Below are 13,862 nucleotides of genomic sequence, written 5' to 3'. Positions count from 1 at the left end.
TTAAATGAACAACTTCTGTCTTAGGGAACGAGGGATTAAAATTTGAAATATTCCTTTGCATTATTATAACTAATATCTTGTATAATTTGCCCCACCAATTCAAAATCTTGGGGTAATTCTCCTCGTTGCATTTCTTGACCAAAAAGATTACACACAATTCGTCTAAAATATTCATGCCTAGGGTATGAAAGAAAAGATCTTGAATCTGTCAACATCCCTATAAAACAACTAATTAATCCCATATTAGACAATGCATTGAGTTGTCTGGTCATACCATCTTTTTGATCCATAAACCACCAACCAGAACCAAACTGCATTTTACCTTTTACCTTACCATCATTGTAATTACCGATCATTGTCGCTAGAACTTCATTATCTGACGGATTTAGATTGTATAATATAGTTTTAGTAAGCTTGTCTTTAGAATCTAAAGCATTTAAAAAGCTGGAAAGGGTTCTTGCCTGAGAATAATCTCCGATAGAATCCCAACCTGTATCCGGACCTAAAATACGGGTCATTCTTGCATTATTATTTCGTAATGCGCCAAGGTGAAATTGCTGTATCCATCCACGAGAATGGTATTGTTCACAAAGAAATAATAATATCGCAGTTTGAAATTTCTCATCTTCCTCTAAGGACAATTGCTTTTTCTCTTTTCTTTTTTGAAAAATGTTTTCAATTTCAGCATCTGTAAATGTTCTAAACGGAACATAGCTTAAGCCATGATCGGATAGTGTACAACCATTTTCAGCAAAATAATCTAACCTTACAGAAAGCGCATCACACAAAGATTTATAAGAGTCGATGTTTACGTTACTAACAGCAGAAAGTTTTTCTAAATATTCAAGATATATATCATTAGAAATAACTACAGCTTTATCTGGTCTAAATGCTGTACTCACTGTTGTATTGAAATTACTATTCCTTATTTTAACGTGATGATCTAAGCTATCAATAGGATCCTCAGTAGTACAAATAACCTCTACGTTCATCTTTTTAATTAAACTTTGACAGCTATATTCTGAAGTTTGAAGTTTTGCGGTAGTCTCATCATAAATATCACTAGCTGTATCGGCATTTAATAACAAATCAATATCAAAATAACGTTGAAGTTCTAAATGCGTCCAATGATACAATGGGTTTCTCAATGTATAGGGCACCGCTTTACCCCATTCAAGAAATTTCTCTTTATCTGGAGCGTTACCTGTAATGTACTTTTCATCAATACCAAATGTTCGCATCGCACGCCATTTATAATGGTCGCCATCATTCCAGATTTTTGTTAGGTTTTCAAACTGACGATTATTTGCTATCTCATTCGGAGGTAAATGGCAATGGTAATCTATGATAGGCATTTGAGAAGCATAATCATGAAAAAGCCTTTGTGAAAATTTATTTTCCAGCAGAAAATCATTAGTTATAAAGGTTGTATTTTTCACCATAGCATTTCTAGTTATTTTTGGTTCTGATTACATAGAGAATTTCACCATTCTATGACTATAATTCTTCAAAATTCAATGTGATTATATTAAAAAGCTGGTAATTTTATGTTCAACATTAAGAATTAAAACAAACACAACATATAATAGCACATCTTTTACTAGTTCTACAATTGCATAAAATGAACTTGAAAATAATAATTGAAGATTAATTAAATTTTATGCAATCGATTACACAAATATATCGAATTTTAAATATTTAGCAAGTAAACCAATTAAAATTTACATTAATAATCAATTTGCACACTTCAAATTGGGCGATTTACAAATTAAAATGAAAAACTCTTGAATGAAACACAATGTAAATGATACAAATTCGAAAAAGGGACAAATTTTACAAAATGAAAAGCTAAAATTTACATTAGAACAGAAAATTACTCTCTAAACACCCCATTTACGTTAAATTGTTCATAAATACTATTATCTAATTGCCCTATAAGCATATACAATTGACAAAGAATTGCGTAATTTGAATATTATGTTAACTTTGAAAAAAAAGCAGCACATGGAGTTACTTGAAAAAGCTCAGGAATTTATAGGTCGGAAAATGAGTAATATGTCTACTAGTGACCGAGTAGAAGCGTCGAGAGAGGCAAAAGCACTTATTTTAAGTATTAATGAAATATATAAGGAAACTAAGGATTCTTCTTTGATGGATGTAATGAAAGAAGTTACAGTCAAAAAGAAAAAGATTGAAAAACGATTGAACGGAGTACCTTTAGTATAAGTTTGATTACTGTAAAACTTTTTGAAATTTCTTTTAAGAGTTTAATTGAAATAAAAAAATCCCTTGAACATGGTTCCAGGGATTTTTTTATTTCAATACTATTTTACACTACTATAAATTATGAAGCCTGATTTAAACAATTTCTGCACTTAGTCCCGCTTGTAATAATTTAGAACATTGTGGTTTCAATTCTTCATACTCACCAGTCTTAACCGTACACTTACCTTTGTAATGCACTATTAAAGAACATTGTTCAGCCTGTTCTGGTGAATGCTCACAAACAGACATTAATGTATTTATAACATGGTCAAACGTATTGACCTCATCATTAAAAAGAACGATTTCATTTTGTTGAACCGTTTCTTCTTCTAAAAGTAATTCTTCGGAAATTTCTTCTCTTGTGCTCATCATATTCCAATTAATACCTTCTAATTTACATATTTTGCGGCAACCCAATTATTACGTTCAAGGTTTTTTTCGAATTTTAACGCTAAATCAGCGCATTTTTGCGAAATCATTTCTAAGTCTTCAGTATAAAAACCACTTAATAACAAAATACCACCTGCATTTAAAGATTTCACATAGCTCGGTAAATCTGCTAACAAAATGTTTCTATTGATATTTGCAATGATCAAATCATACTTCTTCCCCTCTAGTAATGCCACATCACCTTCATAAACAGCAATGAAATCCATTTTATTACGCTCAACATTCTCCTTCGCGTTTAAATAACACCAATTATCAATGTCGATGGCATCAATAGTAGTAGCTCCACGCATACCCGAAAGAATCGCTAAAACCCCTGTACCACTACCCATATCTAACACCGTTTTACCTTTTACATCTAATTGTAAAATATGCTGTAGCATCATATGGGTTGTTTCATGATGACCTGTACCGAAACTCATTTTAGGTTCAATAACAATGTCATAATCTACATCAATAGCCTCATGAAAAGGGGCTCTTATCATACAAATATCATCAACAATTATAGGTTGAAAATTTTGCTCCCAAGTAGCGTTCCAGTTCTCTTGCTCTATTTCTTTATAATCGTAAGTAAATGCATATCTCGGATTCTGTAGTAGTGGAAGATCCGCTAACATACTTTCAGACCAATCAGTTTTTTGAATGTATGCCAACACATCATCATCTTCTTCAACAAAACTTTCAAAACCAGCTTCACCCAACTCTGCAATGAGAAGGTCTGAAGCCGGATCTTTAGGTTTTACCGTAAAACGGTATTCAATATATACTGTATCGCTCATTTTTAAATACTTCGCTTAAATAGCTTTAATAATTGCAATAAAATCGTCGGCAACTAATGAAGCACCACCAATTAAACCACCATCAACGTCTGGTTTAGAAAAAATCTCTTCTGCATTACCTGGCTTAACACTACCACCGTAAAGAATAGTTACATTATTAGCTATAGTAGCATCAAATGCTTCTGAAATAGTTTTACGAATAAATGCATGCATTTCTTGCGCTTGTTCAGGAGAAGCAGTCTCACCCGTACCAATTGCCCAAACTGGCTCGTATGCCAAAACAATATTAGTCCAAGCTGATGGCTCTAAATTAAATAGTACATTCTTTAACTGACTTTCAACCAGTTTAAAGTGATTTCCAGATTTACGATCTTCTAATTCCTCACCGAAACAAAACATAACACGTATACCTTTGTCCAAAGCGGTTGCTACTTTCTTTGAAAGAATTTCATCATCTTCTCCAAAATAAGCTCTTCGTTCGGAGTGACCTATAATTGCAGTATCAATACCAATATTCAATAACATATCTGCAGAAATTTCACCTGTAAAAGCACCACTTTCTGCAAAATGCATATTCTGTGCGATAACTTCAATTTTAGAACTTTCTAAAGCACGTACGGCACTAGCCAAGTTTACATATGTTGGTGCAACCATAACCTCTGCATTCGTATCTGGCAATTTTGCCGCCAACTCTGCCAAAAGTGTTTCAGTCTCTGCCAAATTCTTGTTCATTTTCCAGTTACCTGCTACTATCTTTGCTCTCATGTTGTTTTTTTTCTAATTATACTATTTCAGTTTATTATTTTAATTGAAGATTAAATCTTCTAAGTCGTTGTAATGTACTTTCTGTTTTATGGTTCCTTTTTCTAGAACCAACACTCCGGGGTTTGATCTTACAATAGTTTTCAGTGTCGTCTCATCGGTAAAGTAAAAATCAAAACCTAGGTTGTTCTCTTTTACTAAAGCATCAGTTTGATCTGGGCCAGAGGCTGACATACCTATAACTTTATATCCAGCTTTTATAGCCTTGTCGGTTACTGTTTTAATATTCTTGAATTTTTCTAAATTCGATTTTCTTAAATCGTAGGCTATGACCATAACCAATTTAGGTTCTTGTAATAAAGAAGCGGCAAAATCTTCACCTTCTTGCTCTATGGTAAAATCATGAACTGGAGGTTCATAACCAGCCTGAATCTCTTCGGTTTCAACATCTATAAACTCACCATCTACAGTTGGGTAATCTCCTGTAGTCACATGAATTTCTTCAGTACCATTTACATCAAACTTCCATCTGTATTCGAAAATAGCTTTTGGGGCATCATCTGGTGTACTCATACCATCTTCGATGTTCTTACCTATTTCATAAGGTCTAAAATCTATTACTGGCAAGTGGTTTAATACATAATACACGTAACCAACACAAGCAAAAAACGATACTGCTAGAACTGTCGTCAAGACTTTCGAATTTACCAACGGTGTTATATATTTTCTACCGGCATATATAATTAAAATAAGTACTAACAGCACTACATCTTTGGTAAAAGACTCCCAAGGTGTCAGCTTTATAGCATCACCAAAACAGCCACAATCAGTTACTTTATTGAAATAAGCAGAATAAAAGGTTAAAAATGTAAAGAACACAATCATGGCAATCAGCGTCCATATGGTAAATTTTCGTTTGTATCCCATTATTAGCATAACACCAACCATGACCTCAACAATCACCACTAAAATTGAAATTGCCAAAGCAAAAGGAGTTAGAAAAGGTAAGTCTAATACTCCCTGGCTAAAATATTCTTCTAACTTAAAAGAAAACCCAACAGGATCATTCAGTTTTATAAATCCGCTTATAATAAAAAGTATACCAACAAAAATTCTTACGACACCTACTAAATACTTCATTCTTATTATTATTTTGATTCTGAACCTAAATGTATCAATGCAAAAACCGCATAATTAATCATGTCTTGATAATTGGCATCTATACCTTCGCTTACCAAGGTTTTGCCTTTATTATCTTCAATTTGCTTAACACGAAGTAATTTCTGCAAAATTAAATCTGTAAGAGAACTCACTCTCATATCTCGCCAAGCTTCACCATAATCATGGTTCTTGTTTAACATCAATTCTTTGGTAATCTTAATATGCTTTGCATATAATTCTACCGCTTTTTGGGTATTTAAATCGGGTTGATCTGCAACACCCAGTTCTAATTGAATTAATGCCATTACCGAATAATTGATAATACCGATAAACTCTGAACGTTCACCTTCATCAACCTTACGAACATCGTTCTCTTGAAGACTGCGTATGCGTTGTGCCTTAATAAATATTTGATCTGTTAGCGATGGTAATCTTAAAATTCGCCATGCGCTACCATAATCTGTCATTTTTTTCTGGTACAGATTTAAACAAACCTCAATAACCTCATCGTATTCCTTTGCCGTATCTAGCATGTAATTCTATCTAATTTGTGTAAATTTCGCTTAAAAAATTGGAACCATCAAGATTGACGGTTTAAACTTGGAAAATGCCACAAATTCCTTTTAAAAATTGATAATGACGATAAATTGCAACGGTAAACTTTTATCATTAGAGCAGCCCAAGGTAATGGGTATTTTGAACGTTACTCCCGATTCCTTTTTCGACGGCGGAAAATACAAAAACGAAAAGAGTATACTAAATCAGGTTGAAAAAATGCTGAACGAAGGTGCTAGTTTTATTGACATTGGCGCTTATAGTTCAAGACCAGGTGCTTTAGAAGTTGATGAAGCTACCGAGTTAAAACGGATAGTACCAATTGTAAGTTTAATTCTTAAGAATTTTCCAGAAAGTATACTCTCTATTGATACGTTTAGAAGTAGTGTTGCAAAAGCATGTATTGAAAATGGCGCTGCCATAATTAATGATATTTCTGCGGGATTGCTGGATGATAAAATGCTAAGTACTGTTGCAAAATTACATGTACCATATATTATGATGCATATGCGTGGCACACCACAAAACATGCAGCAACAAACAGATTACAAAGATATTTTGAAAGAGGTTCTTTCATTTTTTTCTGAAAGATTGGTGGCTGCTAAAGCATTAGGAATAAAAGATATTATCATTGACCCAGGTTTTGGCTTTGCAAAGAATTTAGAACAAAACTATGAGCTTTTGAATCAAATGGAAGTCATGAATATCATTGAACACCCAATATTAGCAGGAATTAGCAGAAAATCAATGATTTACAAAACATTGGACACCACTGCCGACCAAGCATTAAATGGCACAACGGCATTACATATGGTCTGCTTGCAAAAGGGAGCAAAAATATTACGAGTTCATGATGTTAAAGAAGCTGTGGAATGCGTAAAACTATATGAACAATTAAATGCCTAAGTTTATATTAATTTGTTGTTATCAATTTTCTTAATTTTACTAAAACGGTACTGATTGGATTTTTTAAATTTTATTGACTTTAAGATTACAGATGTTTTAGACATCATATTTGTTGCCGTACTGCTATACTACATCTACAAACTAGTTAGAGGATCGGTTGCCATCAATATTTTTATCGGTATTGTTATCGTATGGGCTTTTTGGAAACTGACCGAATTGCTAGACATGCAGATGATCAGTAGTATGGTCGGTGCATTTATGCAAGTCGGACTTATTGCACTGATTATAGTTTTTCAGCAAGAGATTAGAAAGTTTCTTTTAATGATCGGCTCTACCAATTTCGCGAACAAGAGAAATTTTGTAAAGCATTTTAAATTCTTAAAGCAAGAAGGCTTATCGACAGACACAGATGTTGATGCCATTTTAAAAGCATGCGAAAAAATGGCTAGTACCAAAACAGGTGCTATTTTGGTTATTGAACGTAGCAACTCCTTAGATTTTATAAAGAGTACAGGCGATCGAATGAATATTGAAATTAACCAACCTATTCTTGAAAGTATCTTTTACAAGAACAGTACACTACATGATGGAGCGGCTGTTATTGTTGGTAATTATATAGTTGCTACGAGAGTAATTTTACCAGTTTCTAACGAGCGTAATATTCCGCTGCGTTTCGGGTTACGACATAGAGCTGCTGTAGGAATAAGTGAAAAGACCGATGCCTTAAGTATTGTAGTAAGTGAAGAAACCGGATTAATCTCTTATATAAAAAACGGAGAATTTGTGCTGTACGATTCCATCACCCAATTAGGGAATATGCTTAAACAAGATTTAATATAGTGGAATGCAAAAACTGCCATACCAACCTAAGAACCGATTTCAGTTATTGTCCCGATTGTGGTGCTAAGGTAATTCGAAACAGACTTACGGTCAAGAATCTTATTAGTGATGCCACTGAACGTTTTTTCAATGTTGACAATACCTTTCTTATCACCTTTAAACACCTTTTTACAAAACCAGATGAAGTTATTGGTGGGTACATTAATGGTGTTAGAAGGAAATACTTAAACCCTATCAGCTATTTTACAATAGCCATTACTTTTGGAGGATTATTTGCTTATGTATATTCTGAGTTTTTCCCAAATGCTCTAGATTTTGATTTTCTTTATAAATCTGGAGATTCAATTACCGAAGCAGAAAAATTAGGACAGGATTTTCAAAAACAATGGAATGCTTACCTAATAAAATATCAAAGTCTCTTTTACATGGCTATGCTGCCATTTTTGGCATTAATTTCTAGACTAGTGTTTATCAATAAAAAGCAATTTAATTTAAGTGAGCATTTTGTAATTAACATTTATGCTTACTCACATTTATCTATAATTATAAATATTGCCTACTTACTGACCATTTGGAACTCTAAAATTATTTATTATGTTTCTATGGGTAATATGATATTCCAAATAGGATTCTTTACTTGGGTATTTTACAAACTATTTAATCTGACCATAAAGCAAACCATATTAAAACTATTTCTGTTCCTAATTTTAATAGGCATCTTATTTACAATTATTACAATTGGTATAGGCATTTATTTAGCTTTTTTCACTGATACCTTTCAGAAAATGGCTCCATAATTAAGCTACCTCCTCAGCTAAGAACTGAGCTTCATAAAGATTACTATAGTAACCACCTTTTTTAAGCAGTTGTTTGTGTGTACCTGTCTCTACAATATTACCGGCATCCATCACAATAATTTTATCGGCTTTTTTAATAGTAGCTAAACGGTGGGCAATAACTATTGAAGTTCTCCCTTGCGTAATTTTATCAGTCGCCGACTGAATTAACTGCTCAGAATACGTGTCTACAGATGATGTAGCCTCATCTAAAATTAGAATACTGGGATTACTCACATAAGCTCGTAAAAATGCAATTAATTGACGCTGACCGCTTGAAAGCATGGTACCTCTCTCTTTTACATTATACTGATAACCGCCTGGCAAACTCGTTATAAACTCATCTACACCAATAGCTTTAGCTGCATTCTCTATATCAGAAACACTTATTGCAGAGTTTTTTAAAGAAATATTATTTGCAATCGTATCTGCAAACAAAAAAACATCTTGCAATACCACCGCTATATGCGAACGTAATGAAGACAAATTGTACTCTTTAATATCTACACCATCAACCAAAATAGAACCAGAGTTAATCTCGTAAAATCTATTCAATAAATTAATAATTGTACTCTTACCTGCACCGGTAGCACCTACAATAGCAACTGTTTCTCCTGCCTTTACATCAAATGAAATTCCGTGTAAAACCTCTTCATCTTCCAAGTACCCAAAATGAACATCATCAAATTTGATATCGCCATTAACTACATCTTTCTCAAAAGAACCTACATTTTGAATATGACTATCGGTATCTAAAATTTTAAAAACTCTGTTCGCGGCAACCATCCCCATTTGTAGGGTATTAAATTTATCTGCAATTTGACGAAGTGGTCTAAAAAGCAAATCGATCAACATAATAAAAGCGAAAATAGTACCAGCTATATCCGTAGATATATTAGCAACATTTTGCAATCCGCCATACCAAACAATTAATCCTACGGTAAGTGAAGAAACAATTTCAGCAATCGGGAAGAAAATGGAGTTATACCAAACTGTTTTCAGCCAAGCTTTTTTATGCTTTTCGTTAATTTCCCTAAACTTATCGCTCTCAATTTTTTCACGAGTAAATAGCTGAACTATTTTCATACCCGTAATACGTTCTTGCACAAAAGAATTCAGATTAGAAACCTCTGCCCTAACTTCTGTAAAAGCTACTTTCATAGCTTTTTGAAACCATCTTGTAGCGTACATTATTATAGGTAATAGGGCAAAAACTATTAAAGCGAGTTTCCAATTTATGAATAGCATAACAATGGCAGCAACTACCATTTTCAGCAAGTCTGCAACAATAACGAAAAAACCTTGACTAAATATCTCGCCAATTCGTTGCATATCTGCAACAGCTCTCGTTACCAATACGCCCAACGAAGAATTATCAAAATACTTCATTTTAAAAGAAAGCATTTTCTTGAAGAGACTTATACGAACATCTTTAATAACAGATTCGCCTAACCAGTTTGCATAATAATTAAAAGCCAATTGACAAATTACTTGACCAAGCAACACCACCAACATAGCAATGGTTAAGTAAAGCAACATTTCTGCATTGCTTTCTTTTATGGCTTCATCAATAATTTTCTTTACAATTAAGGGAGTAAGAATCGCAAAACAAGACAATAATATGGCAGCCAAAGCAACACCATAAAAAGTAATCTTGTACGGTTTTGTATAGGCGAGTAAGCGTTTAAAAAGACGAGTGTCAAATGCTTTGCCAGAATCCTTATCCATTCTTTAAAATAGTATTGGGGTAAACAATAGAGGTCAAATATAATCCTTTTGCAGGAACAGAAACGCCTGCTTTTGTTCTATCCTTGCTTTTTAATATGGTATTAACATAGTCTGCAGGGTATTTACCCAATCCTACATTAATTAATGTTCCAACAATGGCCCGAACCATATTACGCAGAAATCGATCTGCTGTAATCGTAAAAATAAGCTTATCATTTTTTAGCTCCCATTTTGCCTCTCTTAGGTCGCAAATATTAGTATAAACATCTGTATTCGACTTAGAAAAACATTCAAAATCTTTTTTACCCAACAACAACGCTGCAGCACTATTCATTTGCTCTATATCTAGGTCTTTCTTTACAAAATGAGCTAAATCTGTAGAAAAAGGATCTTTCTTTTTATCGATATGATATTCATAAGTCCTTGCCGTAGCATGAAAGCGTGCGTGTGCATCATCTTCTACTTCAAAAATTCGATCAACCGCAATATCGTTTGGTAAGAAAGAATTTAATCTAAAAATATATTCAGGAATATTCTCAAGAACATCAACATCAAAATGGGCGTACATTTCTTTGGCATGAACACCAGTATCTGTACGACCTGCACCCATAAGCGAAACAGGCAAGTTTAAGAGTTTAGACATGCCGTTCTCAAGCACTTCTTGAACAGTTATGGCATTAGGCTGATTTTGCCAGCCATGATAAGCTTTACCGAAGTATGAAAATTGAATGAAGAATCTCAAAAGTATGTGCTAGTTTTGTACTTCGCAAAGGTATTAAAAAGGATACGTTTTAACATTCGATCCAGCAAAGTCAAATAAGAATATTAGTTGCTCGATAAAACGAATATATTTCCCCAATCAAATTGAATTCTAAAAATGACCAAAATCCTCTTACTTTCTGATACTCATTCTCATATTGACGATGCCATATTAAAGCATGTAAAATGGGCAGATGAAGTATGGCATGCCGGTGACATAGGGTCTTTAGAGGTTACCGATGCCATTGCTAAATTAAAACCTTTAAAAGGGGTGCATGGTAATATTGACGACCATATAATTCAAAAAGAATTTCCTGAGAACAACCGTTTTTTTTGTGAAGGCGTAGATGTTTTTATAACTCATATAGGAGGATACCCACCTAAGTATAATATGAGAACTCGAGATATGATCAGAGATAATCCGCCGAAATTATTCATTTGTGGGCATTCGCATATTTTAAAAGTAATGATGGATAAGAAATTGGGAGTATTGCATATGAACCCAGGAGCATGTGGAAAGCACGGTTTTCACCAAGTACGCACCATGTTACGTTTTGTTATAGAAGGTGATAATATTAAAGACCTAGAAGTTATAGAGCTAGGAAAAAGATAAAAATACAGGATGTTCCTCTCTATCCACATCCTGTATTCAGCTAATCAATATTCAAACGAAACGCCTAAAGAAAATGTACCACCATCATAAATATTCTTACGCTCAACTAAAAAGCCAGCATAATCAGAATATTGGGCGACCACATTAAAATGATTAGTTACTTTATACATAGAAGTGACACCATAATTGGTAAAAGTAGTACCCTCGCCAAACAAGAACGATCCGCTTTGCACATTGTTTTCTGAAGATAATCGCTCTTGAATTTTTAGCTTACCGATTAGGTAGAGTTTGTCAAAAAACAAATGACCCAGTTCTACCCCAGCCTGAAATTGATTACTAAAATCTTCTGTTCTAAAATTAACACTTGAGAAAGCAGAAGCGTAAGTTTTACCATTTTTAAAGCCGTGCGAAGCCGCAAGGGTTGTCCACACATTAAACTCACCATCAGAAATTGGCAGGTTAATTTCATCAAACTCACCAAGTGCATTCGCATTCTTAGATTGTGCAAAATTACTACCATCGTTAGTCGGTATATCTAATGCTACTTGCAAAGACAACGGGAAGCTTTTTAATAGTTTATACTTTACCCCTAATTGAATATTACCTACACCGCCAACAGTTTCCGTCGTACTAAAACTGTTTAAACGTACCAATGGCAAATCAACAATCGCCGTAAACCTATCTGAAATTCCGTATTCACCATAAATTAATAGTGCACTGGTATTAAAAGTACTTCCTTGATCAGCCAATCTACCTTCTGTAGTATAATACTTATTTGACGAGAAATGTGCCGCCGATGCCTGAAGATAAAATCCTTTAGTCTCTCTTGTCCATCCACTTTGCGCTTGGGCATAAAAAGTGAAGACGCAACAGCATATAAATATGATGTTTTTTATTTTTTTCATAATTCTGTTATATTAAAGTAAAGCGGGTTGTTTTAAACCACATAATAAAAAAAGCCTTTGGGAGACATAGAAAAACAGAATCATGTGTCTCTATTCCCAAAGGCAGTAAAAATTATATTAGTTTAAAGCAACATTACCAAATGGTATGTTAGCTGTAGCACACCAAAGAACAATGTGTGTATATTTAGCATCGGGTGTTTCGCTCAATTTAATAAACATCTCACCGTTATCGGCTACATTACCAATAAGCATTAAATCTGGATTTCCGTTAGCTGGATCTGGCGTAAAAACTGCAGAAGTCGATAAAAAGATACCAACTGTACCAGTACCTAATTCAGTAGTAAAATCATCTCCAAAACGAACAAAATTTGTATCATTGGTATCGACACCTACCTCTACTAAGCCTTGTGTTGGTGTACCACTCTCTGCAACTAGGTTACCACTTAAGGTTACCATTAAATCGCCGACAGGTAATGACGAATCTACTTCTACCGTTTCTGTTTCAACTACAGTTTCAGTAACTGTCACTACTTCACCATCATCATCTGAACAACTGATAAAGAAAGTTGTCATAACACTAGCTAATACTACAAGAGTAAATTTTCTGTTTTTCATAATCGTAATTTTTAAAATGTTTAGTTTATAAAACAGTGTAACTAACGACTATCGTTAGCCTTGCTGTTTCTTGGGACAAACATAGAAATGTGGTATCACGAAGAATTCAAGAAAAAGTAAAGAGTGTATCACAGCAGATAGAAAAACTGCGATGTTTCTGTGATAATTAAAGAAAGGTGTGTTATTAGTTTAAAAAGTAAGGACATAAAAAAACCCGGAAACTACCCCGGGTTTTAACGCACTAATACTACTAAGATTATAGGTTTAACGCAAGCGATCAACAGATTTTACAAGATCTTCATCCTTTTTTATAGCCTTGTTAGCAAGAACCAAAAAAATGATAGAAAATACTGGAATCAGCATCCCAATACCCTTCTCAGAAACCAAAGTCTCTCCGGATAAGTTTAGTGATCGGTAAACGAAAAATCCTAATAAAAAAACATTCAATATCATGTTCAGCCTGTTTATTACAAACTGAGATTTTCTATTTTTAAATTGTACCATAGCCCATATTGCTAGAACAGTACTTACATAAAAGGCAATAGAAATAAGCATTTCATTATTTGCAAATACTTCAGTACCATCTACATGTATCCATAGGTTAAAGAAGAACGGTAGAATACCCGTAAGTATTGCTACAACTATCAAATAAAGGCTCTGTATTCTTTGAATCATAAATTAATTACCACTT

General features: G+C 33.7%; 16 protein-coding genes. 5 read left to right on the top strand and 11 right to left on the bottom strand.

Annotated elements, in window-relative coordinates; genetic code table 11:
* Window positions 1-35: 35 nt before the first annotated feature.
* Entirely contained in the window at window positions 36-1,439 is a 1,404-nt protein-coding gene (gene uxaC / locus CLV90_RS06440; RefSeq protein WP_133687036.1) for a glucuronate isomerase, read from the bottom strand.
* A 565-nt stretch (window positions 1,440-2,004) separates the two neighbouring features.
* On the opposite strand from uxaC, the gene CLV90_RS06435 reads away from it, so the two are divergent.
* Window positions 2,005-2,226: a hypothetical protein gene (locus tag CLV90_RS06435; RefSeq protein WP_133686646.1), complete on the top strand. Its 222-nt coding sequence runs from the start codon at window positions 2,005-2,007 to the stop codon at window positions 2,224-2,226.
* Window positions 2,227-2,358: 132 nt separating this feature from the next.
* On the opposite strand, the gene CLV90_RS06430 is transcribed toward CLV90_RS06435, so the two are convergent.
* The 5 genes from CLV90_RS06430 to CLV90_RS06410 are packed head-to-tail and all read right to left on the bottom strand — an operon-like array spanning window position 2,359 to window position 5,947.
* Window positions 2,359-2,634, bottom strand: a complete 276-nt coding sequence (locus CLV90_RS06430; protein WP_133686645.1) for an ATP-dependent Clp protease adaptor ClpS — start codon at window positions 2,632-2,634, stop codon at window positions 2,359-2,361.
* 20 nt (window positions 2,635-2,654) lie between these two features.
* On the bottom strand, window positions 2,655-3,491 hold the full coding sequence (gene prmA, locus CLV90_RS06425) for a 50S ribosomal protein L11 methyltransferase (protein WP_133686644.1): 837 nt from the start codon (window positions 3,489-3,491) through the stop codon (window positions 2,655-2,657).
* A 15-nt stretch (window positions 3,492-3,506) separates the two neighbouring features.
* Window positions 3,507-4,256 carry a triose-phosphate isomerase gene (gene tpiA / locus CLV90_RS06420; protein ID WP_133686643.1) on the bottom strand — a complete coding sequence of 250 codons (750 nt, stop codon included), beginning with the start codon at window positions 4,254-4,256 and terminating at the stop codon, window positions 3,507-3,509.
* A 39-nt stretch (window positions 4,257-4,295) separates the two neighbouring features.
* A complete protein-coding gene (locus tag CLV90_RS06415; protein ID WP_133686642.1) occupies window positions 4,296-5,393 on the bottom strand; it encodes a BT_3928 family protein in 1,098 nt (365 codons plus the stop codon).
* A gap of 8 nt (window positions 5,394-5,401) precedes the next feature.
* Complete coding sequence (locus CLV90_RS06410) at window positions 5,402-5,947, bottom strand: DUF1599 domain-containing protein (protein WP_133686641.1); 546 nt, start codon at window positions 5,945-5,947, stop codon at window positions 5,402-5,404.
* 103 nt (window positions 5,948-6,050) lie between these two features.
* Between CLV90_RS06410 and folP the strand changes: the two genes are divergently transcribed.
* Genes folP through CLV90_RS06395 form a run of 3 tightly spaced genes read left to right on the top strand, consistent with a single transcriptional unit; the run spans window position 6,051 to window position 8,512 of the window.
* A complete protein-coding gene (gene folP / locus CLV90_RS06405; protein ID WP_133686640.1) occupies window positions 6,051-6,875 on the top strand; it encodes a dihydropteroate synthase in 825 nt (274 codons plus the stop codon).
* A 54-nt stretch (window positions 6,876-6,929) separates the two neighbouring features.
* Window positions 6,930-7,715 carry a diadenylate cyclase gene (locus CLV90_RS06400; protein WP_133686639.1) on the top strand — a complete coding sequence of 262 codons (786 nt, stop codon included), beginning with the start codon at window positions 6,930-6,932 and terminating at the stop codon, window positions 7,713-7,715.
* Entirely contained in the window at window positions 7,715-8,512 is a 798-nt protein-coding gene (locus CLV90_RS06395) for a DUF3667 domain-containing protein (protein ID WP_133686638.1), read from the top strand. Before CLV90_RS06400 ends, CLV90_RS06395 begins: the two co-directional genes overlap by 1 nt.
* Here the strand turns inward: CLV90_RS06395 and CLV90_RS06390 are convergent, their stop codons facing one another.
* Both CLV90_RS06390 and truA read right to left on the bottom strand, forming a co-directional pair.
* Entirely contained in the window at window positions 8,513-10,279 is a 1,767-nt protein-coding gene (locus tag CLV90_RS06390) for an ABC transporter ATP-binding protein (RefSeq protein ID WP_133686637.1), read from the bottom strand.
* A complete protein-coding gene (gene truA / locus CLV90_RS06385; protein WP_133686636.1) occupies window positions 10,272-11,021 on the bottom strand; it encodes a tRNA pseudouridine(38-40) synthase TruA in 750 nt (249 codons plus the stop codon). The genes CLV90_RS06390 and truA overlap by 8 nt, the downstream gene beginning before the upstream one ends.
* A gap of 135 nt (window positions 11,022-11,156) precedes the next feature.
* On the opposite strand from truA, the gene CLV90_RS06380 reads away from it, so the two are divergent.
* The gene (locus CLV90_RS06380; protein WP_133686635.1) at window positions 11,157-11,651 is read left to right on the top strand and encodes a metallophosphoesterase family protein; all 495 of its coding nucleotides are present in this window, start codon (window positions 11,157-11,159) and stop codon (window positions 11,649-11,651) included.
* Window positions 11,652-11,695: 44 nt separating this feature from the next.
* Here the strand turns inward: CLV90_RS06380 and CLV90_RS06375 are convergent, their stop codons facing one another.
* The 3 genes from CLV90_RS06375 to CLV90_RS06365 form a co-directional block, all read right to left on the bottom strand.
* The gene (locus CLV90_RS06375; RefSeq protein ID WP_133686634.1) at window positions 11,696-12,556 is read right to left on the bottom strand and encodes a hypothetical protein; all 861 of its coding nucleotides are present in this window, start codon (window positions 12,554-12,556) and stop codon (window positions 11,696-11,698) included.
* A 117-nt stretch (window positions 12,557-12,673) separates the two neighbouring features.
* Window positions 12,674-13,171, bottom strand: coding sequence for a DM13 domain-containing protein (locus CLV90_RS06370; RefSeq protein WP_133686633.1), 498 nt, complete (start codon window positions 13,169-13,171; stop codon window positions 12,674-12,676).
* Between the two features lie 264 nt (window positions 13,172-13,435).
* A complete protein-coding gene (locus CLV90_RS06365) occupies window positions 13,436-13,846 on the bottom strand; it encodes a DUF4293 domain-containing protein (RefSeq protein WP_133686632.1) in 411 nt (136 codons plus the stop codon).
* Window positions 13,847-13,862 lie beyond the last annotated feature (16 nt).

This window comes from Maribacter spongiicola (assembly GCF_004364165.1).
Classification (GTDB): domain Bacteria; phylum Bacteroidota; class Bacteroidia; order Flavobacteriales; family Flavobacteriaceae; genus Maribacter; species Maribacter spongiicola.
The sequence above is the reverse complement of the archived record's forward strand: the minus strand, read 5'-3'. Positions and strand labels throughout refer to the sequence as shown.